The sequence below is a fragment of the Nocardioides sp. Z24_21 genome, from assembly GCF_058134345.1.
On record NZ_JBYTTH010000002.1, the window covers coordinates 823,293 to 845,268 of the forward strand.

A 21,976-nucleotide genomic window follows, 5' to 3' on the forward strand; every position below is an offset into this window, starting at 1 on the left:
CGTGCTGCTCGCCTTCGACACCGCGACCCCGCTGGTCTCCGTCGCCCTGCACGACGGTGAGCGGGTGGTCGTCGAGCACTCCTCCGAGCAGCCGATGAAGCACGGCGAGCACCTCGCGCCGCTCATCGCCCGCGCGATGGAGGACGCCGGCATCGTGCGGCAGGACCTCTCCGGGGTCGCAGTGGGGGTCGGCCCCGGACCGTTCACCGGGCTCCGGGTCGGCGTCGTCACCGCGCGCACCCTCGGCTTCGTCCTCGACGTCCCGGTCTACGGCGTGTGCTCGCTCGACGCCGTCGCCCTCGAGGTCGCCGGCGCCGGCGCACCGGACGGCGGGTTCCTCGTCGCCACCGACGCGCGCCGCAAGGAGGTCTACCTCGCCTCCTACGACGCCGACGGCCGCCGCCTCGAGGGCCCCGTCGTGACCCGCCCGGCAGAGGTCGCCACGGGCGCACCCGTCGCCGGCGCCGGTCCCGAGCTCTACTTCGACGCGTTCCCCCACGCGATCGCTCCCACCCGGCCGGGCGCCGGCTGGCTGGCCGTCGGCGTGGCCGACGAGCTCGTCGAGCTGCTCGACCCCGAGCCCCTCTACCTGCGCCGCCCCGACGCGGTCGCCGGCGCACCCCGGAAGCCCGTCTCGTGATCCGTCCCGCCACGCTCGCCGACCTGCCGGCACTCCTCGCCCTCGAGCAGGAGCTCTTCGGTCCCGACGCGTGGAGCGAGGCGCTCGTGCGCGAGGAGATCGAGGGGCCCGGGCGACGCTTCCTGGTCGCCGACGACCTCTCCGGCTACGCGGTGACGATGACCGCCGGCGACATCGTCGACCTGCTGCGCATCGGCGTACGCCCCGACGCGCGCCGCGCCGGCCTCGCCTCCCGGCTCCTCGAGGAGCTCCTCGTCGACACCGACGGCGCCTCGCGGATGCTGCTGGAGGTGAGCGTGGCCAACGCGCCCGCCGTCGGGTTCTACGTCGCCCGGCAGTTCAGCGTCATCGACGTACGACCGCACTACTACCGCGACGGGTCGGAGGCGCTGGTGATGTGCCGCTGGCTCCCGGGCGCGGCGAGGGAGCAGACGGAGACCGCCCATGACTGACGCACCGCTCGTCCTCGGCATCGAGACCTCGTGCGACGAGACCGGCGTCGGCATCGTCCGAGGCCACACGCTGCTCGCCGACACCGTCGCCAGCAGCGTCGAGGAGCACGCCCGCTTCGGCGGCGTCGTGCCCGAGGTCGCCAGCCGCGCCCACCTCGAGGCGATGGTGCCCACGATCGAGCGGGCCGCCGAGACCGCCGGCATCTGCCTGTCCGACATCGACGCGGTGGCCGTGACCAGCGGGCCCGGGCTCGCCGGCGCGCTGCTGGTGGGCGTGGCGAGCGCCAAGGCGCTCGCGCTCGGCCTCGGCAAGCCGATCTACGGCGTCAACCACCTCGCCGCCCACGTCGCCGTCGACCAGCTCGAGCACGGTCCGCTGCCCGAGCCGTGCCTGGCGATGCTGGTCTCGGGCGGTCACTCCAGCCTGCTGGAGGTCACCGACGTCACGGTCGGCGTGGAGCCGATGGGCGCCACCATCGACGACGCCGCGGGGGAGGCCTTCGACAAGGTCGCCCGGCTGCTCGGCCTCCCCTTCCCCGGCGGCCCCCACATCGACAAGCAGGCGCGCTCGGGCAACAGCGTCGCCATCGACTTCCCGCGCGGGCTCACCAGCCGGCGCGACCTCGAGCGTCACCGCTTCGACTTCTCCTTCTCCGGACTGAAGACCGCCGTGGCCCGCTGGGTGGAGGCCCAGCAGCGCTCGGGGGCCACGATCGACGTCGCCGACGTGGCCGCGTCGTTCCAGGAGGCCGTATGCGACGTGCTGACCCGCAAGGCGATCGACGCGGCGACGAGCCGAGGGATCGAGGACATCCTGATCGGCGGCGGGGTGGCTGCCAACAGCCGCCTGCGTGCCATGGCCGAGGAGCGCGCCACCGCCCGTGGCATCCGGGTGCGGGTGCCGCGCCCGGGCCTGTGCACCGACAACGGGGCCATGGTCGCCGCGCTCGGCGCCGAGCTCGTCGCACGGGGGCGTACGCCCTCCTCGCTCGACCTCCCCGCCGACTCCTCGCAGCCGATCACGACCGTCGTGGCCTGACCGCTCCGGCACCGTTGCCCCACCGTTGCCCCATCGGGGACGCCGAAGGCCCCCGCCCGAGAGCGGGGGCCTTCGTCACGCGCACTCGTGCGCCGTGGTTGTCAGTCGAGGACGCTCGGAGCGACCTCGTCGTCGCCGAGCCAGTCCTGGTCGTAGACCAGGCTGTCGCGCTCTGCGGCCTGGTCGCGGTCGCCCTTGCGGCCGCCGCGCCCGGAGGCGCCACCAGCCGCTGCACCCGCACCGCGGGCCCCGCTCGAGCCGCGCCCGCCGGAGCGGGAGCCGGTGCTCGAGCCGGCCGCCGCGCCGCGGCTGCCCGCCGAGCCGGCACCGCGTCCACCCGCCGTGCCGGCGCCACGGGCACCGGCCGAGCCGGCACCGCGGGCTGACGACCCACCGGTGGAGGCCCCGCGTGCGGCCGCCGAGCCGGCTCCGCGCGAGGTGGGGCTGCCGGCCGCTGCGCCGCCGCGTCCGGTCGCACCTGCCGCACCCGCGCTGGTCGGACGCGACAACGCGCCGGCGCTGCCGCTGCGACCGGTGGCTCCGATCGGTCGGGTGGTGGACGAACCGGGGGAGGACACCGAGCCGGCGCGGACGCCGCCCATCATGCCGCTGGCACCGCCGGCCGCACCGGCAGCGCCCATCGCCGCGGCGTTGACGCCGCCGGCGCCCGCTCCGGCCGCGCCCGCCGCGCCGGGCGCCGCCACCTGCGAGCCGCCGGGGGTGTAGCTCACCCCGCCCTGCGACGAGCCCGCGACCGTGCTGGTCTCGCCCGGCGTGGCTCCCGGGTAGGTCGGGGTCGTGCCCGGCGGGGTGTGGGTCGGCGGGGTGTGGGTCGGCGGGGTGTGGGTCGGCGGAGTCGGCTCCGTGGTGGGCGGAGGGGGCGGGTTGCCGGTGGGCGGCTGAGGAGTCGGGTCGCCGGGGGGCGGCTCAGGGATCGGGGGGCCGGTGGGCGGCTGCGGGGTCGGGTTCCAGGTGCCCGGCGGGTTGCCGTTGCCGGGACCCTCGGGCGTCGTCGGAACGCCCGGCGCCTTGGTGCCCGGCAGGTAGGGACCCGACGGACCGGTCGGGACGCTGGGCGGCGGCTCGGTCGGGTCGGGCTGCCCGTGGATCTCCTTCATCGGCGGGATCGCACCGAGGAAGGCCGCATCGAGGTCCTTGGTGAGCGCGAGAGCCTTGGCCTCCTGCTTCTCGTACTCCGCCTGCCAGGACGAGCGCGCGTTGGCCCGCGCGCTGGACGCGGCCGCCTGCGCCTGCAGCTCCTCCTTGGTCGGCTCGACGCCGGGCGTGCCCGCGGGAGCCTGGTAGGGAGCCGGCTTGTCGCCGAGGTCAGCCATGTTGTCGCGCGTGGTCCGGGTGTCCTCGATCTGGAGTCCCACCTGGCGCAGGGCCTCGCCGGCCGCCTCGAGCTGCTCGGACTTCGCGATGATCGAGGTCGCCGACTCCTCCATCCCGGCGCGCAGGGCCGGACCGGTGAGGGTCGACTCGCCGATGCGGAGCTCGGCCTGCTGAGCGGCGTTCCTGAGGGCGTCGCCCAGCACCTTCAGGTCGGCGGCCTTCTCCTTCCAGGCGTCGCCGGCGTTCTTGATCTCACCCCCGGCCGCAGAGTCGAGGTAGGTGTCGAGAACCTGACGGTTGGGTCCCTTGGTCACGGCTCAGTCCTCCTCGGTGGGCATGGTGCACTGGTCGGTGCCGAAGTCGGGGGCAGCCACGCAGCTCGTCGACGTCTGGATCAGGCGCATCGTCGCGGCGGTCTGCTCGGTCGTCGTCTCCATGTCCTTGTTGAAGAGCTCCACCGACTCGGCCATCCCGCGCAGCCCGGCCGCCATCTTCTTGAGCTCGTCGGCGACGGTCTGGTGGGCCATCTCGGTGTTGGTGCCGAGGCGGTATCCACCGGTGTAGGACTGACCGAACGAGGTGCTCGCGACGGGCACGACGGGATTGTTGACGACGCCCTCGGCGGCCTTGTCGAAGGAGGCCATCAAGGAGGCGGTCGTCTCGGGATCGATGTTGAGCCCGACCATGGTCTGGTTGAGCAGTTCACGGTCTTCCAACGGCAGCATGATCTGTCCTTTCCCCCTCGTCGCAGAACCAAAACCACCCTATGTGGGCGAACTGCCTCGCGAGGCATCCTCCAGGGAAAACGCGGTGCCCCGGGACGTGTCGTCCGGCCCGATAGGCTCCCGCGCATGATGTCTCGGGGAGAGCGGGTCCGTCTGGTGGCGGCGTGCGTCGGTCTGGTCGCGGTCCTGGCCAGCGGGTGCCAGTCGTCGGGGGAGGACACGCACGCCGACCCGGTCGGCGGCTCGCCCACGTCGTCGTCCGCCCCGCCGACCCCGGTCCCGACCGCGACGAGCACGGTCGTGGGGCCCGCGGACGGGCCCCGGATCAAGGTCCCCGGCGCCAGCATGCACGGCCTGGCGACCTACACCCGCAACAGCGACTTCGGCATCGTGCAGGGCTTCCGCGACGGCCAGAGCGGCGTGACGCTGGCGCCGGCGCTGACCGACACGGCCTCGCTCGACGCCTTCGCGAAGGAGTGGATCCGCCAGCACGACGGCCCGAAGGTCCAGGTGCGCCAGGACGACGCGGTGGCCGGCGGCAAGTACAACGCCTGGCACGTCGTCGACGAGACGTCCGACCCGCAGTACCGCGTGCACACCTTCGGGGTGATGTTCCTCGACTCGAGCTGGACCATCACCATCCGGCACAACCTCGACGGCGTGCCGCAGCCGCTGACCGACGACGAGATGCAGGGTGTGACCGACTCCCTGCTCGCCAGCTTCAAGACCGACCTGGACTGAGCGGCACCCGGGGCTGGCCCGGGTCCCGGTGAGCACACCGTGACACCCGGGGTGGTTGCATCTGTGGGGTCGGCGTCGCAGCGTTCGCGTCGACCCAGACACAGAGGAGGCACATCGATGCAGCAGGTCCAGGCGGTCGTCGCGCTCGCGAAGGGCGAGCCGGTGCAGCTCACCACCATCAACGTCCCCGACCCCGGCCCGGGCGAGGCGGTCGTGAAGATCCAGGCCTGCGGGGTGTGCCACACCGACCTCCACTACCGCGAGGGCGGGATCAACGACGACTTCCCCTTCCTGCTCGGCCACGAGGCCGCCGGCGTCGTGGAGTCGGTCGGCCCGGACGTCACGAGCGTCGAGCCGGGCGACTTCGTCGTCCTCAACTGGCGCGCGGTGTGCGGCGAGTGCCGCGCCTGCAACCGCGGTGAGCCGTGGTACTGCTTCGCCACCCACAACGCCACCCAGAAGATGACGCTCGCCGAGGGCGACCTCGCCGGCACCGAGCTGTCGCCGGCGCTGGGCATCGGGGCGTTCGCCGAGAAGACGCTGGTCGCGGCCGGCCAGTGCACGAAGGTCGACCCCTCGGCGCGTCCCGCCGCCGTCGGCCTGCTCGGGTGCGGGGTGATGGCCGGCCTGGGTGCTGCCATCAACACGGGCAACGTGACCCGCGGCTCCACCGTCGCCGTCATCGGCTGCGGCGGCGTCGGTGCCGCAGCGATCGCGGGCGCCGCACTCGCCGGAGCGTCCCGGGTCATCGCCGTCGACATCGACGACCGCAAGCTCGAGATGGCGCGCTCGATGGGTGCCACCCACACGGTCAACTCCGCCGAGGTCGACGCCGTGACCGCCATCCGCGAGCTGACCCCGCCGCAGGACGACACCGGCCACGAGGGCGGGGCCGACGTGGTGATCGACGCCGTCGGTCGCCCGGAGACGTGGAAGCAGGCCTTCTACGCCCGCGACCTGGCCGGCACCGTCGTCCTCGTCGGTGTGCCGACGCCGGACATGACGATCCCCGAGATCCCGCTCATCGACGTCTTCGGCCGCGGCGGCTCGCTCAAGTCCTCCTGGTATGGCGACTGCCTGCCCTCGCGCGACTTCCCGATGCTGGTCGACCTCTACCAGCAGGGCCGGCTCGACCTCGACGCCTTCGTGACCGAGGAGATCGGCATCGGCGACGTCGAGGCGGCGTTCGAGAAGATGCACCACGGGCCAGAAGACGGCCCCAGCGTGCTCCGCTCGGTGGTGGTGCTCTGATGACCGGGCCGCGCGGCGTGCGGGTCGACCACGGCGTCGTCTCGGGCACGTTCTCCCTCGACGGAGAGACCTACGACGTCGACAACAACGTATGGGTGATCGGGGACGACGAGCAGTGCCTGGTCATCGACGCCCCGCACGACGTCGACGCGATCCTCGCGGTCGTCGGCGGCCGCACCGTGAAGGCGATCGTGTGCACGCACGCGCACGACGACCACGTGCGGGTCGCGCCCGAGCTGCGCCGCCGGACCGGGGCGCCCGTGCTGCTGCACCCCGACGACCGGCCGCTGTGGGAGCTGACCCACGGTGGTGACGAGGAGGGGGCCGAGCTCTGGGACGTCGACCTCGCCGACGGTCAGACGCTCACGATCGGCGGGGCGGCCGTCACGGTGATCCACACGCCGGGCCACGCTCCCGGCGCCGTGTGCCTCTACGTCCACGACCTCGGGTGCGTCTTCACCGGTGACACCCTCTTCCAGGGCGGGCCCGGGGCGACCGGTCGCTCCTACTCCGACGAGGACCTGATCAAGGAGTCCATCCGGTCGCGGCTCCTCGAGCTGCCCGACGAGACGGTCGTGCACACCGGCCACGGTCCCGACACCACCATCGGGGCCGAGCGGGAGCGGCTCGCCGGCTGAGGTCGGTTGTGGCCAGCCGGGGTCAGGCGGCCCGCCACTGCTGCTGGCGGGCCTCCCTCACCTCGTCGAGGTGCTCGGCCTCGGCCGCCAGCTGGCGGGACGCCGGATGGTCGACGGGCGTGCCGAACACGCGCCGCTGGAGCCAGCGCCAGTAGGGCGAGGTGTGGTGGAGGACGAGCGGCTCCCTCCGGGCGCGCGAGGCGCGCCGCCACCGAGCGGGCTCGGGCGTGCACTCGAGGCCGCGCGGGACGTACCACCCGGTGGCCTTGAGGTCGACGTGGGCGGGGTAGCGCCTCCCGCCCCGGTCCCGCGCCCCGTCGTCGCGCATCGGCTCGACGACCTCGCCGCTGTCGGCGTCGTGGACGGTGCTGCCCAGTCCGGCGAGGCCGAGCAGGTACTGCATCACGCTCACCCGCGGGCTGGTGCGGCCGGTCTCCCACCTCGCGACGACTGACTGCGACACCCCGATCATGGCCGCCAGCCCGCGCTGCGACACGTCCAGGATCCGCCTGATGCGGCGCACGAGACCGGGCACGCCTCCGTCGAACGGGCCCATCAGGTACCACTCCACCTCGTCGTCGGTCCACTCGCACACCGCGTCCCACTCCTCCGTCGTCCGCATCTCTCAGCCCCTTCCGTCGGTCGTGGACGTCGTCTCGTCCTCGGTCCTGCCATCCCAGTCGTCCGCACCGACAACCGGCGATCGCTCGTCCACAGGCCAGCTCAATCCCGGTGCGACCACCCGCCCGCACTGGCACCTGAGTCGCGGAGAGACTCAGGTGGCAGGACGACGCGTGGGGGTGCGAGCTCCTTCTGCGGGGCCGCCTTGTCATCTGAGTCGCCCGGAGACTCAGATGACAGGAGAGAGGGAGAGGGAGAGGGAGAGGGCGGTGGCGCGACGAGCGGGCGGGTTCCCGAGGGCGTGCCACCATGGCTGGATGCGCTCGCGTCCGGCCACCCGTTTGGCGAGCCTCGGCGTCTCCCTCGCTGCGGTCGCCTCGCTGGCCGCCTGTGACGGCGCGGCACCGGGGGAGGACGAGGATCCCTCGAGCGGGGGCCCGGCTGCCACGAGTACGCCCACGGTGCCGCCGACCCCCTCCGAGGAGCTCGGGCTGGTGGAGGGGTGGGGGCCGGACCGCGCCGAGCTCGACCGGGCCGCGCGGACCGTCGGTCGGATGCGGCTCCCCGACCTCGCCGGACAGGTGATCGTCGCCGACTGGGCGGGCACGGCAGCGCCCGTGGGGATGGTGCGCGACCTCCACCTCGGCGGGGTGATCGCCTTCAGTGCGAACGTCGCCTCCGCCGACCAGGTGAGGTCGGTCAACCGGACGCTCGCTCGTCGGGTCCCGCGGAAGTGGCCGCTCTTCCTCGCCGTCGACCAGGAGGGTGGGGTGGTCGAGCGGCTGCGCGGCGCCGCGACCCGCTTCCCCGCGTTCATGAGCACCGGGGCCGCGGACGACGCCGCGCTGACCGAGGAGGTGTACGCCGCCGGAGCGGCGGAGCTGCGCGGCCTCGGGTTCACCGCCGACCTCGCGCCCGTCGCCGACGTCACCTCCGGGCCGGAGGACCCGACGATCGGGTCGCGCTCGGCGTCGTCGCGACCGGCGATCGTGGCCGAGCAGGTGGTCGCGGCCGCCGACGGGTTCGTCTCGGCCGGCGTGCTGCCGGTCATCAAGCACTTCCCGGGCCACGGGTCGGTGCCGGCCGACAGCCACCTCAGCCTGCCGGTGCAGACGAAGTCGCTGGCCGAGCTGAGGGACACCGATCTCGTGCCCTTCGCGCGCAGTGTCGAGGCCGGGCTGCCCGCGGTCATGGTGGGCCACCTCGACGTGCGCGCCGTGGACCCGCGCGAGCCCTCGTCGTTGTCGCGCAAGGTGGTGACCGGCCTGCTGCGCGAGGACCTCGGGTTCGAGGGGCTCGTGGTGACCGACTCGCTCCAGATGGCGGCGGTGACGCGCGGCCGCGACCCGGGGCGGACGGCCGTGCAGGCGATGCGGGCCGGCTCCGACGTCCTGCTCATGCCGCCGTCGCCGGCCGCCGCCCGCGCCGCGCTCGTCCGCGCGGTGCGCCGCGACGACCTGCCTCGCCGGCGCCTCGAGCAGGCCGCGGCACGGCAGATCGCCCTGCTGACGCACCTCGCCGACGCCGGCACCGGCACCGGCACCGGCACCGGCACCGGCACCGAAGGATCGGGCACCGGGGCCGCGCCTCCCGACTCGGCACGTGCCGCCTCGCGACGCCTGTCGGCCGCCGCGGTGACGCTCACCCACGGCGCGTGCTCGGGCCGGCTGGTCGGCGACACGGTGCACGCCTACGGCGACGCGGGCGCGGTGGGTGCGTTCACCGCGGCCGCGCGCGCGGCGGGCATCACCGTGCTGGCGCGTCGCTCGCCGCCGGCGGCGCTGGCCACGGCCGAGCCCCGCCCGGAGCGCAGGAAGAAGGAGCGCAAGCCTGCGTTCCGCAAGCGGGTGCGCGCCTGGAAGGCGGCCGAGGCGAAGCGGTCGGAGCGCCTGGCCGCCTGGACCGCACGCGAGGACGCCCGCCTCGCCGCGGGCGCCCAGGTGGGCTTCACCGGCTACCGCGACGCCCCCGTCGACGGGGAGGTCGCGGTGGCCACCGACAGCCCGTGGGTGCTCGGCCGGGTGAGTGCCGCGACGCGCCTGGCCACCTACGGGGACACGCCTGCGGCGATGGAGGCGCTGGTCGACGTGCTGACCGGTGCGCAGCCCGCGAAGGGCCGCCTGCCGGTGACGGTCCAGGGCGTGGCCCGCGACGGCTGCTGAGCGGCGGCTCGAAACGGCTCAGAACGGCTGGACGAGTAGGGCGGTGCCCTGCCCCGACACGCGCGTCAGCACCAGCGTGGCCTCGTTGTCGCCCTTGAGGGCCAGCCGCTTGCGCAGCTCCTCGGGCACCACCTGCACCCCGCGCTTCTTGATCGTCAGCCGGCCGACGCCGCGCGCCTGCAGGGCCGCGCGCAGCGGCTTCTCGCGGTAGGGCAGGTGCTCGACCACCCGGTAGCTGCGCGCGAACGGCGTGTGGAACGAGGCGTCGCTGGTGACGTAGGCGATGTGCCGGTCGACCAGCCCGCCACCGACGCCGGCGGCGACCGCCGTGACCAGGCCGGCGCGGATGACGGCGCCGTCGGGCTCGTAGAGGAAGGCGCCGACCTCGCGGACCTCGGTGCCGGCCTCGCCGTCGGCGGGCGAGTCCTCGACGGTGAGGCTGGCGAGCCCGCCGTCGGCGATCACGGTGGCGCGGCGTCTGGTGGTGGCCAGGTCGGGGGACCACAGCGCGGCCTCCTTGACGTCGCCGGCGTCGCTGACCCACTCCGCCTCCACGCCCGCGGGCACGAGGTCGTGGCCGATGCCGGGCGCCACCTTGACCAGCGCGCGCCGCTGCAGCAGGTCGAGCACCCACGACCAGGGCGGCGTCCACCCCTCGACGTCGAAGACCCGGCCGCGGCCGCCGCGTCGCGCGGGGTCGGCGAACGCGACGTCGAACGCCCGCGGGTCGATCGCGGTGGCGTCGCCCACCTGGACGGCCCCCGGGAGGCCGAGGGCCTCGAGGTTGGCCCGCGCCATCGCCACCCGCACCGGGTCCTGGTCGATGCCGCCCGCGACCAGCCCGGCCCGGGCGAAGGCCAGGAGGTCCCCGCCGATGCCACAGCCCAGGTCGACGACGCTGCCGCCGGGGATCGCGGCGGCGAGCCGGGCGGCCCGGTGGTCGGCGACCCGCGCCCGGGTCGCCTGCTCGAGCGCGTCGGGGGTGAAGAACATGTGGTGTGCGGCGTCGCCGAACTTGGCGACGGCCCGCTCGCGCAGCTGCGCCTGCGTGGTGGCCGCGGCCGCCCGCTCGGGGTCGGGCTCGAGGCGGCGGACGACGCCGGCGACCCGCACCGGGTCGCCCGGGTGGTCGGCCCACGCCTGCGTGGCGGCGGCGAGCAGACGGGCGCCGTCGGGCGTGCGCAACCAGTCCAGCGTCTCGATCTCCACGCCGTCATCCTGTCAGCGGCGGCACCGGCTAGCACTCGAGCGGGCAGAGTGCTAGCGTCTGCGTTGGCACTCTCGCCCTGAGAATGCCAACGCTCGTGAGCCAGGCACGACCCCCGCGACGGCGTGCCGCGGTCCGCGAGCCCACGTCCTGGGAGCCCCGGGCGGAAATCGATCCGGGCTCCTGAAGATCTCTTGTTTTGAGAAAGTGGAGGTTGATCCGAAGTGTCGGTCAACATCAAGCCCCTCGAGGACCGCATCGTCGTCCAGACCCTCGAAGCCGAGCAGACCACCGCCTCCGGCCTGGTCATCCCGGACACCGCCAAGGAGAAGCCCCAGGAGGGCGAGGTCGTGGCGATCGGTCCCGGTCGCATCGACGACAACGGCAACCGCGTCCCGCTCGACGTCGCCGTGGGTGACAAGGTCATCTACAGCAAGTACGGCGGCACCGAGGTCAAGTACGCCGGCCAGGAGTACCTGATCCTGTCTGCGCGCGACATCCTCGCCGTCGTCTCCTGATTCCCCTCGCCCGGCACGTCATGGCTGCCGGTCGCTCCGGCGACCAGCGGCCATGACGTCCGGGCGAACCCCTTTCACCTGTTCCTAGGAGCACAGCAATGCCCAAGATCCTGGAGTTCGACGAGAACGCCCGCCGCGCCCTCGAGCGCGGTGTCGACGCCCTCGCCAACGCCGTCAAGGTGACGCTCGGCCCCAAGGGCCGCTACGTCGTCCTCGACAAGAAGTGGGGCGCCCCCACCATCACCAACGACGGCGTGACCGTCGCTCGCGAGATCGAGCTCGACGACCCGTTCGAGAACCTCGGTGCCCAGCTCACCAAGGAGGTGGCCACCAAGACCAACGACATCGCCGGTGACGGCACCACCACCGCCACCGTCCTGGCCCAGGCCATGGTCCACGAGGGCCTGCGCGCCGTCGCGGCCGGCGCCAACCCGATGGGCCTCAAGCGTGGCATGGACGCCGCGGCCGAGGCCGTCGGCGACGCGCTGCGCGAGGCCGCCCGCGAGGTGGAGACCCGCGAGGACATGGCGTCCGTCGCGACCATCTCCAGCCGCGACAGCCACATCGGCGACCTGCTCGCCCAGGCCTTCGACAAGGTCGGCAAGGACGGCGTGATCACGGTCGAGGAGTCCAACACCATGGGCACCGACCTCGAGTTCACCGAGGGCATGCAGTTCGACAAGGGCTACATCTCGGCCTACTTCGTCACCGACCCGGAGTCGATGGAGACCGTCCTCGACGACCCCTACATCCTTCTCCACCAGGGCAAGATCTCCGCGATCCAGGAGCTGCTCCCGCTGCTGGAGAAGGTCATCGGCACCGGCAAGCCGCTCTTCATCCTCGCCGAGGACGTCGAGGGCGAGGCGCTGTCGACGCTGGTCGTCAACAAGATCCGCGGCACCTTCAACGTCGCCGCGGTGAAGAGCCCGGCCTTCGGCGACCGCCGCAAGGCGATGATGCAGGACATCGCGATCCTGACCGGCGGCCAGGTCGTCGCCCCCGAGGTCGGCCTCAAGCTCGACCAGGTGGGCCTCGAGGTCCTCGGCCAGGCGCGTCGCGTGGTCATCACCAAGGACCACACCACGATCGTCGACGGCGCCGGCGACGGCACCGCTGTCGAGGGCCGCGTCAACCAGATCAAGGCCGAGATCGAGAACACCGACTCCGACTGGGACCGCGAGAAGCTCCAGGAGCGCCTCGCCAAGCTCGCCGGCGGTGTCTGCGTGATCCGGGTCGGCGCCGCCACCGAGGTGGAGCTGAAGGAGAAGAAGCACCGCATCGAGGACGCCGTCTCCGCGACGCGCGCCGCGATCGAGGAGGGCATCGTCCCCGGCGGTGGCTCCGCGCTCATCCACGCCGTGTCGGTGCTCGAGGACAACCTCGGCCTGACCGGCGACGAGGCCGCCGGTGTCCGCGTGGTCCGCAAGGCCGCCGACGAGCCGCTGCGCTGGATCGCCGAGAACGGCGGCGTCAACGGCTACGTCGTGACCACCAAGGTCCGCGAGCTCGGTGTCGGCAACGGCTACAACGCCGCGACCGAGGAGTACGGCGACCTGGTCGCCCAGGGCGTCCTCGACCCGGTCAAGGTCACCCGCTCGGCGCTGGTCAACGCGACCTCGATCGCCGCCATGCTGCTCACGACGGAGACGCTCGTCGTGGACAAGCCCGAGGAGGAGGAGCCGGCCGCCGCCGGTCACGGCCACGGCCACTGATCCACCTCGTCCCACCTGCACGACACGACAGGCCCGCACCGGACTCCGGTGCGGGCCTGTCGCCGTGCCGGGCCGGCTCAGTGACCCCGGATCGTGCGGAAGGGCGTCGTGCAGTCGACGTCGAGGCGGATCGGATCGACCGTGTTGAGGTGGTAGACCCGGTAGCGGTCGCAGGCGGTGCCCACGAACTCGTACTTGCGGATCAGCGACCGCTCGACCGGCCGGGTCCCGTCATCGGCCCACGCGTCGATGTGCGCCGCCTCGACGAACCACGTGGGCGGATTGGGCCCGGTCAGCACCTCCTCGAGCTGCTGGAGGTCCGGGTCGCGCGTGCGCATCGGCAGCGACCAGAGGTACGGGTAGGGCGAGGGGGCGCCGCTCGCCCACTGGATGTCGGCCCGGCCGCCGTAGACCAGCACCCGGTCACCGGGCCTCCCGGCCGCGGCGATCGCCTCGCCCGTGCGCACCTCGACAGGCACGCGGCCGCGCACCCACGAGCCCGTCCAGAGCAGGAGCGCGACCACGCTGGAGACGACCAGGACGCCCACCGTCGCCGGCGTGGCCCAGCGCGGCACCCGGTCGACCTGGTCGTGGGCGGCCAGCGCCGCCACGGCGAGCGCGAGGCCGGGGATCGGCACGAAGAGGTAGGGCACCCAGAAGCTCCCGCTCAGCGCGACTCCGAGCAGGTCGGCCACGAGCGTCGCCGTGATCGCGACGACCACCACCGGGTCGCGTCGCAGCAGGCCGCGCAGGCGCAGGGCGAACAGCACCAGCACGAGCACCATGCCCGTGCCGACGAAGACGAGCAGCACGTCCACGCCCCGGCCCAGCGCCGCGGGGGAGTCCTGTGCGGCGAGGACCTCGCTGGCCTCCGATCGGAACGTCACGACCGTGTACCAGAGCTCGTCCAGGCGTACGCCCGCCACGACCGCCCAGGCCACGACGCCCACGACGGGCACCACCGCGCCGGCCAGGGCGGACGCGGTGCACCGCAGCCGGGCGCGCACGTCGAGCCGCTGGGCCACCAGCGACCCGACCAGCAGCGTGGCCCCGAACACCAGGCCCCCGGCCATGCTCTGCTTCATCCCGACGGCGAGCATCGCCAGCAGGCCGGCGAGGAACGCGTCGCGGCCCGACCCGCGGCGCGCGGCCCGCAGCGCGAGCCAGCACGAGCCCATCACCAGCGGGATGCCGAAGAGCTCGCCCTTGGCGCCGGCCGGGTCGATGTCGGCGTTGCTGACGAGCGCGGCCGCCGCCACCGCCGTCCAGCCGGTCACCCGCCGCACCGCGTGAGGGTCGAGCACCCCCGCCCGGACCGCCACCTCGCGGGCCGCCGCCGCGGCGGCCAGCACGAGCAGCGCGCACCCGACCGCAGCCACCAGCCGGTGGGCGTACGCCCCGCCGACGGCGTCGACGGCCCGCATCAGCGCGATGACCACCGGCGGCCGGTCCACGAAGTAGCGGCCGAAGACCGAGTCGACCTCGGGCTGCCAGGCCTGCGCGACGAGCAGGAAGCCGGCCTCGTCGGGGCGCAGCGGCCAGAGCAGCGAGGGGAACCGCGCGAGGAAGGCGAGGGCAGCCGCCACCCACACCATGCGCCCCGAGCGCCACGTGTCCACCCCCACCCCCACACTGTCCCAGAGCCGTGGCGAACGGCCGTAGAATGAGGGTGTGGAGATCCCGGAGAAGTTCGCTGCGCTCGGCCTCACCTACGACGACGTGCTGCTGCTGCCGGGGGAGTCCGACCTCGCGCCGAGCGACATCGACACCACCACGCGGCTCACCCGCGAGATCTCCATCCGGGTGCCTCTGGTCAGCGCGGCGATGGACACCGTCACCGAGGCGCGGATGGCGATCGCGATGGCCCGCGAGGGCGGCATCGGCGTGCTCCACCGCAACCTCTCCATCGACGACCAGGCCCGTCAGGTCGACCTGGTCAAGCGCACCCAGACCGGCATCATCTCCAACCCCGTCACGATCGGTCCCGACGCGACGCTGGAGGAGCTCGACCGGATCTGCGGCGAGTACCGCGTCTCCGGCCTGCCCGTGGTCGACCTCGACAACCGCCTGCTCGGCATCATCACCAACCGCGACCTGCGCTTCACCCCGGTCGCGGAGTGGGCGACCACCAAGGTCGACGAGGTGATGACGCGCGAGGGCCTGATCACCGGCCACGTCGGCATCTCCCGCGACGAGGCCACCACGCTGCTGCGGGCCCACAAGCGCGAGCGGCTGCCGCTGGTCGACGCTGACGGCCGCCTCGGTGGGCTCATCACGGTCAAGGACTTCGTCAAGGGCGAGCAGTTCCCCCAGGCGTCCTACGACGCCGACGGCCGGCTGCTCGTCGGCGCGGCCATCGGCTACTTCGGCGACGCCTGGGAGCGCGCCACCACCCTGGTCGAGGCCGGCGTCGACGTGCTCGTCGCCGACACCGCCCACGGGCACGTGCACCTCCTGCTCGACATGGTCCGCCGGCTCAAGTCCGACCCGGCGACCAGGCACGTCCAGGTCATCGGCGGCAACGTCGCCACGCGCGAGGGGGCGCAGGCGTTCGTCGATGCGGGGGCAGACGCGGTCAAGGTCGGCGTGGGGCCCGGCTCCATCTGCACCACCCGCGTCGTCACCGGGGTCGGCGTCCCGCAGGTGACCGCGGTCTACGAGGCGTCGCTGGCCACCAGGCCCGCCGGCGTGCCGCTGATCGCCGACGGTGGGATGAGGCACTCCGGTGAGATCGCCAAGGCGCTGGTCGCCGGCGCCGACGCGGTCATGGTCGGCTCGATGCTGGCGGGCTGTGAGGAGTCGCCCGGCGACGTCGTGTTCGTCAACGGCAAGCAGTTCAAGTCCTACCGCGGGATGGGCTCGCTCGGCGCGATGAGCAGCCGCGGCAAGAAGTCCTACTCCAAGGACCGCTACTTCCAGGCCGAGGTCGCCAGCGACGACAAGATCGTCCCGGAGGGCATCGAAGGCCAGGTCGCCTACCGCGGCCCGCTGGCCGCGGTCGCCCACCAGCTCGTCGGCGGTCTGACCCAGTCGATGTTCTACGTCGGCGCTCGCACGGTCCCCGAGCTGCAGGAGAAGGGGCGCTTCGTGCGCATCACCTCCGCCTCGCTCAAGGAGAGCCACCCCCACGGCGTGCAGATGACCGTCGAGGCGCCCAACTACACCGGCGCCTGATCACTCCCTTCCGGCCCTTCCGCAAAGCGGTCGCGTGGGCATACGTTGACTCGCGTCAGGGGATCGGGCCCCACGACGACGATGCGATCCATCGACCTTGGGCGCTCGATCCCGATTTCTCTCGGGAGGAGCGCTTCAGTGCGCAGAAATATCCTGGTCGCGACCGGCTGTGCCGGGCTGCTGGCCGTCGTCACCCCAGCCCTGTCCGTCGCCGCACCAGCCGGTGACGACACCGTCACGCCGTCGCAGCAGGAGGCCCTCGACCTGGGCATCCAGGTGGCCCCCAAGGACTCCGACGCCGCCGCCCTGGCGGCACGGACCAACCCCAACCCCTACCTGGCCAACCTGCCCGACCTCACCGACGCCAACTACTTCGCCTGGAACAAGGTGATGCACGAGCGCGCTGAGCAGCGGGCCGACTCCGCCAAGCTGGCCGCCAACCGCCGCGCGGCCTTCGGCGCCAAGGCCGGAGGCGTCAACGCCCGCGCGGTGCTGACCCCGTTCGTCCACGACGAGGAGGAGCCCGCCGGCCGGTCGGGGTCCAACGACACGCACCCCGACGCCGAGCCGATCCCCGGCTTCGGCACGGCGGCCGCCCGCACGCCCGCCGTCCGCATCCTGGGCGAGCTCGCCGCACCGGCGGCGGTCACCACGCGCACCGTGACCACCACCGAGGACCAGGGCTCCATCCCGCTCGCCACGTCGACCGGCATCGTCGGCAACGGCGCCTCGGTCACCGACTCGGTCCTCGGTGACGGCCCCCACGGCCCCGTCGCCTCGGGCGGCTCGGGCAGCAACGACTTCGACTTCTTCTCGGTCCAGGTCGGGGCCGGCGAGACGCTGACGGCCAACACCGAGGGCAGTGCCACCGGCACCGACACGATCCTCGTCGTCTGGGACGCCGAGGGCACGCCGCTCGCGGCCGACGACGACGGCGGCACGGGCCTGCTCAGCTCGGTGTCCTACAAGCCCGAGGCGCCCGGCACCTACTACGTGATGGTCGGCGGCTACGCCTTCGACCCGCTCCCGGCCGACCCGTTCGACTCGGGCAGCGGTGCCGGCGGTGCCGACACCGGCGCCTACCGCGTCACCATCGCCAGCCGTCGGCTCGACGCCGACTTCTTCTCCCTGCGGCTGCGCCCCGGCGACGTCATCGGCTCCAGCGCGGAGGGCACCGCCACCGGGCTCAAGGTGCGTACGCCCTCGGGCGAGGAGCGCGTGGGCGGCGTGGGCACCGACGCCTCGTCGCTCTACCCGCCCACCTCGCCGCTGATCGGTGGCGGCAACACCGCCATCGCCTACGTCGCCGAGGAGGCCGGCTGGTACTCCGTGCAGGTCAGCGGGGGCCCCGGCGCCTACGACGTGACGGTGGAGGGCTACCGGCCCGGCACCCAGGGCGACCGCGGCCGCCAGCAGACGGTCCTGCTCGACTTCGCGCCGGGCCGGGTCAACACCGGCACCTGGGGCGGCCCCGGCACGCGCTCGGTGTCGCCGCTCTCCTCGTTCGTCCCGCTGTGGGGCATCGCGCGCGCCGACGCGCGCCGCCTGGAGAACCGCATCGTCAACCAGGTCCGCCGCAACCTGCAGGACGAGATCGCCGGCACCAACCCGTCCGTCAACGTCCAGGTGCTCAACGCGCGCGACAACCAGGAGCTGATCGGGCAGGACAACGTCTCGCGGATCTACATCGCCGGCACGATCGCCGAGACCGGCATCAACACGATCGGCATCGCGCAGTACATCGACCCGGGCAACTTCGGGCACCAGGACGAGGCCATCGTCCTGCTCGACGTGCTGAGCAACCCGGCCGGACCCGCGTCGTCGCTCAACACCTACATCAACGCCAGCAGCGACCGGTTCACGTTCGTCTCCAACGCGGTGGCCAACGTGACCGCCCACGAGGTCGGCCACACCATCGGCAACTACCACACCGACAACGCCAACGAGATCCACAACATGATGGACTCCGGCGGTGCCAACTTCGGGCAGAACCTCTACGGGGTCGGCCCGGACAACGTGGGCGGCACGGCCGACGACGAGAACATCCAGTTCCAGACCGACACCTACTCGCCGGTCGAGGGCTTCACCGGCCTCGAGGACACCGAGAACGTGACCTCCTGGGCCTACGCGGGCCGCTGACCCGCAGCGCACCGATCGGCGGCGCGGTCGTCCCCACCGGGGCGGCCGCGCCGTCGTACGCACGGGGCGCGGGCGCCGATAGGCTGGCCCGGTGAGCGAGATCGAGATCGGCCGAGCCAAGCGCGGACGCCGCGCCTACTCCTTCGACGACATCGCGATCGTGCCCTCGCGGCGCACGCGCGACCCGGAGGAGGTCAGCACCGCCTGGCAGATCGACGCATACCGCTTCGAGATCCCCGTCTTGGCGGCGCCGATGGACTCGGTGATGTCGCCCTCCACCGCCATCGCGCTGGGCCAGATGGGCGGACTGGGGGTGCTCAACCTCGAGGGCCTGTGGACTCGCTACGACGACCCCAGCGGCCTGCTCGAGGAGGTCGCCGCCCTCGATGGTCCCGAGGCGACCCGGCGGATGCAGGAGATCTACACCGAGCCGATCAAGCCCGAGCTCATCACCGCCCGGCTCGAGGAGGTGCGCGCCGCCGGCGTGCCCGTCGCGGGCTCGCTGTCGCCGCAGCGCACCAAGGACCACGTCAAGGCCGTCGTCGACGCGGGCGTCGACGTGTTCGTCATCCGCGGCACCACCGTCTCGGCCGAGCACGTGAGCAGCCAGGCCGAGCCGCTCAACCTCAAGGAGTTCATCTACGAGCTCGACGTCCCCGTGATCGTCGGCGGGTGCGCGACCTACCAGGCCGCGCTGCACCTCATGCGCACCGGCGCCGCCGGCGTCCTGGTCGGCTTCGGCGGCGGGGCCGCCCACACCACCCGCACCGTCCTCGGCGTCGCGGTGCCGATGGCCAGTGCGGTCGCCGACGTCGCCGCGGCCCGCCGCGACTACCTCGACGAGTCGGGCGGTCGCTACGTCCACGTGATCGCCGACGGCTCCATCGGCAGCTCGGGCGACATCGCCAAGGCGATCGCCTGCGGCGCCGACGCCGTGATGATCGGCTCGCCGCTGGCCCGTGCGACCGAGGCCCCCGGCCTCGGCTTCCACTGGGGAAGCGAGGCCACCCACGCCCAGCTGCCCCGCGGCGAGCGGGTGGGCTTCGACCCCGTCGGGTCGCTGCACGAGATCATGTTCGGCCCCTCGCGCGTCGCCGACGGCACGATGAACCTCGTCGGCGCCCTCCGCCGCGCGATGGCGACGACCGGCTACACCGAGCTCAAGGAGTTCCAGCGCATCGAGGTCGTCGTCCAGCACTGACCCGTTCGGTGGCGCCTGCGACACTGGCACCATGCCGCTCGCCAAGGCCCTCGACGCCGACCAGCGTGCCGACGCGCTCGACCAGCTCGGGTCGGGTGAGCTCGACGTGCTCGTCGTGGGCGGCGGGATCGTCGGCGTCGGAGCGGCCCTCGACGCGGTGACCCGCGGGCTCAAGGTCGGCCTGGTCGAGCAGCGCGACCTCGCCTCCGGCACCTCGTCACGCTCCTCCAAGCTGGTGCACGGCGGGCTGCGCTACCTGGAGATGTTCGACTTCGCGCTGGTCAAGGAGGCGCTCGAGGAGCGCGGGCTCCTGCTCACCCGGCTCGCGCCCCACCTCGTGCGGCCGGTGCCGTTCCTCTACCCCCTCGAGCACGCCTGGGAGCGGCCCTACGTCGGGGCCGGCGTGGCGCTCTACGACGCCATGGCGATGGCCGGCCGGTACGACATGGGCGTGCCCCGGCACAAGCACGTCTTCCGCAGGCAGCTGGCGCGGATGGCGCCCGACGTGCGCACCGACGACCTGCACGGCGCGATCCGCTACTACGACTGCCAGGTCGACGACGCGCGGCTGGTGATGACCATCGCCCGGACCGCCGCCAACAACGGCGCCCACGTGGCGACGCGCACCAAGGTGACCGGATTCCTGCGCGACGGCGAGGGCGACGACGCCCGCGTGGTCGGCGTACGCGCCCGCGACCTCGAGGGCCAGCGCGACCTCGAGATCCGGGCCCGGGTGGTGATCAACGCCGCCGGCGTGTGGACCGACGAGGTGCAGGACCTGCTCGGCGGCCGGGCGCAGCTCGACGTCGACGCCAGCAAGGGCATCCACGTGGTCGTGCCCAAGGACCGCATCCGGTCCGAGTGCGGCTTCATCACCAAGACCGAGAAGTCGGTGCTCTTCATCATCCCGTGGGACCAGTTCTGGATCATCGGCACCACCGACACCGCGTGGGACCTCGACCTGGCCCACCCCGCGGCGAGCAAGAGCGACATCGACTACCTGCTCGAGCACGCCAACCGCCTCCTCAAGGACCCCCTCGACCACCGCGACGTCGTCGGCGTCTACGCCGGGCTGCGGCCACTGCTCAAGCCGATGCGCAAGGACGGCGAGATGGGGGAGACCACCAAGCTCTCCCGCGAGCACACGGTCGCCAACCCCGTGCCGGGCCTCGTGCTCGTCGCGGGCGGCAAGCTCACCACCTACCGGGTGATGGCCCGTGACGCCGTCGACCACGCGATCCGCGACTTCGACGCCACGCCCGCCTCGATCACCGACCGGGTGCCGCTGATGGGGGCCTGGGGCCACGCGGCGCGCACCAACCAGCGCGTGGCGCTGAGCCGGGCGTCGGGCCTGGCCGTCGGGGTCGTCGACCACCTGCTCGGCCGCTACGGCGGCCTCGTCGACGAGCTGCTCGCGCTCATCCACGAGCGGCCCGAGCTGGGCGAGCCGCTGCCGGGGGCCGAGCACTACCTGCGCGCCGAGGTGCTCTACGCCGTGACCCACGAGGGCGCACGCCACCTCGACGACGTGCTGGCGCGGCGTACGCGCGTGTCGATCGAGACGTTCGACCGCGGGATCGCGGCCGCCCGGCCGGCCGCGGAGCTGATGGCCGAGGCGCTCGGCTGGGACCGGGCCCAGCTCGACGACGAGGTCGACCACTACCTGCGGCGCGTCGAGGCGGAGCGGCAGAGCCAGCTCATGCCGACCGACCAGGAGGCCGACGAGGCGCGGGTCAAGGCGCGCGACATCGTGTGACCCGAGCGGGGACCGCCCGGGGTCAGAGCCGCTGGATCGCGCCGGATGACGACAGGCCGAAGCTCTCCCGCAGGCCCGAGCGTCGGCCGTCCGCCTCGAGGGCCTCGGCGACCTTGCCGACCGGCCGGGCACTCGGCCACACGTGCACGAGCATCAGCGCCAGCGACACTGCCGCACCGCCGAGGTAGGTGAGGATGCTGCCGTCGGCCAGCACGAACGCGGCGGCGATCGAGACGATCGCGATCGACTCGCTGATCGCGAAGCGCAGGATCATCGACGACTGCCACCGGGTGCGGGCCCGGGCGGCCGCGTCCGCGTCGGTGAGATCGGTGGACAGCGCCGGCGTGCGGTAGCCGATGGTCTCGAGCACCAGGTGCGCGGCGACGCCCGCCACCACCTGCACGGCGAGCACGACGAGCGCCTCCCCGCCCCACACGGGCGCGGGAAGGACCACCGCCAGCACGACGCCGACCACGACGAGCCCGCCCATGAGGGTCGCCGCGAGGACGCGGGTCGAGCGGGCGAAGGATGCGGGATCGGGGAGTGGCGTCGACATGCGGCGAAGCCTAGGGGCGGAGCGGACGCGCTGCGCGCACGTGGGGTCGGTCGGTCGCGTCCCGGGCGAAGTGACCGACCGTAGCGGGCGCTTCGCGAGCGATCTACGC

Annotated in this window: 19 protein-coding genes; 13 read left to right on the forward strand and 6 right to left on the reverse strand. The window is 73.2% G+C overall.

What is annotated here, in order from left to right:
• Position 1: 1 nt before the first annotated feature.
• The 3 genes from tsaB to tsaD are packed head-to-tail and all read left to right on the forward strand — an operon-like array spanning position 2 to position 2,131.
• Entirely contained in the window at positions 2 to 640 is a 639-nt protein-coding gene (gene tsaB, locus AC3X7Z_RS10400) for a tRNA (adenosine(37)-N6)-threonylcarbamoyltransferase complex dimerization subunit type 1 TsaB (RefSeq protein ID WP_489975849.1), read from the forward strand.
• Positions 637 to 1,092, forward strand: a complete 456-nt coding sequence (locus tag AC3X7Z_RS10405) for a GNAT family N-acetyltransferase (RefSeq protein WP_186342395.1) — start codon at positions 637 to 639, stop codon at positions 1,090 to 1,092. The genes tsaB and AC3X7Z_RS10405 overlap by 4 nt, the downstream gene beginning before the upstream one ends.
• Positions 1,085 to 2,131 (forward strand): tRNA (adenosine(37)-N6)-threonylcarbamoyltransferase complex transferase subunit TsaD, encoded by a 1,047-nt coding sequence (tsaD, locus tag AC3X7Z_RS10410; protein ID WP_489975850.1) that lies wholly within the window; start codon positions 1,085 to 1,087, stop codon positions 2,129 to 2,131. The genes AC3X7Z_RS10405 and tsaD overlap by 8 nt, the downstream gene beginning before the upstream one ends.
• A 101-nt stretch (positions 2,132 to 2,232) precedes the next feature.
• Here the strand turns inward: tsaD and AC3X7Z_RS10415 are convergent, their stop codons facing one another.
• Together AC3X7Z_RS10415 and AC3X7Z_RS10420 are read right to left on the reverse strand one after the other, a co-directional pair.
• Positions 2,233 to 3,780, reverse strand: coding sequence for a hypothetical protein (locus tag AC3X7Z_RS10415; RefSeq protein WP_489975851.1), 1,548 nt, complete (start codon positions 3,778 to 3,780; stop codon positions 2,233 to 2,235).
• A 3-nt stretch (positions 3,781 to 3,783) separates the two neighbouring features.
• The gene (locus AC3X7Z_RS10420; RefSeq protein ID WP_186342392.1) at positions 3,784 to 4,182 is read right to left on the reverse strand and encodes a hypothetical protein; all 399 of its coding nucleotides are present in this window, start codon (positions 4,180 to 4,182) and stop codon (positions 3,784 to 3,786) included.
• Positions 4,183 to 4,317: 135 nt separating this feature from the next.
• On the opposite strand from AC3X7Z_RS10420, the gene AC3X7Z_RS10425 reads away from it, so the two are divergent.
• From AC3X7Z_RS10425 to AC3X7Z_RS10435, 3 genes are all read left to right on the forward strand, one after another.
• Positions 4,318 to 4,932 (forward strand): hypothetical protein, encoded by a 615-nt coding sequence (locus tag AC3X7Z_RS10425; RefSeq protein ID WP_489975852.1) that lies wholly within the window; start codon positions 4,318 to 4,320, stop codon positions 4,930 to 4,932.
• Positions 4,933 to 5,049: 117 nt separating this feature from the next.
• The gene (locus tag AC3X7Z_RS10430; RefSeq protein WP_186342390.1) at positions 5,050 to 6,183 is read left to right on the forward strand and encodes an S-(hydroxymethyl)mycothiol dehydrogenase; all 1,134 of its coding nucleotides are present in this window, start codon (positions 5,050 to 5,052) and stop codon (positions 6,181 to 6,183) included.
• The gene (locus AC3X7Z_RS10435) at positions 6,183 to 6,821 is read left to right on the forward strand and encodes an MBL fold metallo-hydrolase (protein ID WP_489975853.1); all 639 of its coding nucleotides are present in this window, start codon (positions 6,183 to 6,185) and stop codon (positions 6,819 to 6,821) included. Before AC3X7Z_RS10430 ends, AC3X7Z_RS10435 begins: the two co-directional genes overlap by 1 nt.
• Positions 6,822 to 6,843: 22 nt before the next feature.
• On the opposite strand, the gene AC3X7Z_RS10440 is transcribed toward AC3X7Z_RS10435, so the two are convergent.
• The gene (locus AC3X7Z_RS10440) at positions 6,844 to 7,443 is read right to left on the reverse strand and encodes a helix-turn-helix domain-containing protein (RefSeq protein WP_489975854.1); all 600 of its coding nucleotides are present in this window, start codon (positions 7,441 to 7,443) and stop codon (positions 6,844 to 6,846) included.
• A 316-nt stretch (positions 7,444 to 7,759) separates the two neighbouring features.
• On the opposite strand from AC3X7Z_RS10440, the gene AC3X7Z_RS10445 reads away from it, so the two are divergent.
• Positions 7,760 to 9,604, forward strand: coding sequence for a glycoside hydrolase family 3 N-terminal domain-containing protein (locus AC3X7Z_RS10445; RefSeq protein ID WP_489975855.1), 1,845 nt, complete (start codon positions 7,760 to 7,762; stop codon positions 9,602 to 9,604).
• 18 nt (positions 9,605 to 9,622) lie between these two features.
• Here the strand turns inward: AC3X7Z_RS10445 and AC3X7Z_RS10450 are convergent, their stop codons facing one another.
• Positions 9,623 to 10,813 carry a class I SAM-dependent methyltransferase gene (locus AC3X7Z_RS10450; protein WP_489975856.1) on the reverse strand — a complete coding sequence of 397 codons (1,191 nt, stop codon included), beginning with the start codon at positions 10,811 to 10,813 and terminating at the stop codon, positions 9,623 to 9,625.
• A gap of 222 nt (positions 10,814 to 11,035) precedes the next feature.
• Here AC3X7Z_RS10450 and groES point away from each other — a divergent pair, with 222 nt between their 5' ends.
• Together groES and groL are read left to right on the forward strand one after the other, a co-directional pair.
• Entirely contained in the window at positions 11,036 to 11,329 is a 294-nt protein-coding gene (gene groES / locus AC3X7Z_RS10455) for a co-chaperone GroES (protein ID WP_056605525.1), read from the forward strand.
• 98 nt (positions 11,330 to 11,427) lie between these two features.
• Positions 11,428 to 13,041, forward strand: coding sequence for a chaperonin GroEL (gene groL, locus AC3X7Z_RS10460; protein WP_489975857.1), 1,614 nt, complete (start codon positions 11,428 to 11,430; stop codon positions 13,039 to 13,041).
• Between the two features lie 77 nt (positions 13,042 to 13,118).
• Here the strand turns inward: groL and AC3X7Z_RS10465 are convergent, their stop codons facing one another.
• A complete protein-coding gene (locus AC3X7Z_RS10465; protein ID WP_186342384.1) occupies positions 13,119 to 14,666 on the reverse strand; it encodes a hypothetical protein in 1,548 nt (515 codons plus the stop codon).
• Positions 14,667 to 14,712: 46 nt separating this feature from the next.
• On the opposite strand from AC3X7Z_RS10465, the gene guaB reads away from it, so the two are divergent.
• The 4 genes from guaB (at position 14,713) to AC3X7Z_RS10485 (ending at position 21,311) form a co-directional block, all read left to right on the forward strand.
• Complete coding sequence (gene guaB, locus AC3X7Z_RS10470) at positions 14,713 to 16,215, forward strand: IMP dehydrogenase (protein WP_186342383.1); 1,503 nt, start codon at positions 14,713 to 14,715, stop codon at positions 16,213 to 16,215.
• 138 nt (positions 16,216 to 16,353) lie between these two features.
• Positions 16,354 to 18,354, forward strand: a complete 2,001-nt coding sequence (locus AC3X7Z_RS10475; protein ID WP_489975858.1) for a pre-peptidase C-terminal domain-containing protein — start codon at positions 16,354 to 16,356, stop codon at positions 18,352 to 18,354.
• 91 nt (positions 18,355 to 18,445) lie between these two features.
• Positions 18,446 to 19,555: a GuaB3 family IMP dehydrogenase-related protein gene (locus AC3X7Z_RS10480; protein ID WP_186342381.1), complete on the forward strand. Its 1,110-nt coding sequence runs from the start codon at positions 18,446 to 18,448 to the stop codon at positions 19,553 to 19,555.
• A gap of 31 nt (positions 19,556 to 19,586) precedes the next feature.
• On the forward strand, positions 19,587 to 21,311 hold the full coding sequence (locus AC3X7Z_RS10485) for a glycerol-3-phosphate dehydrogenase/oxidase (protein WP_489975859.1): 1,725 nt from the start codon (positions 19,587 to 19,589) through the stop codon (positions 21,309 to 21,311).
• A gap of 22 nt (positions 21,312 to 21,333) precedes the next feature.
• Here AC3X7Z_RS10485 and AC3X7Z_RS10490 read toward each other — a convergent pair whose 3' ends face one another.
• Positions 21,334 to 21,867, reverse strand: a complete 534-nt coding sequence (locus AC3X7Z_RS10490; protein ID WP_186342379.1) for a hypothetical protein — start codon at positions 21,865 to 21,867, stop codon at positions 21,334 to 21,336.
• Positions 21,868 to 21,976 lie beyond the last annotated feature (109 nt).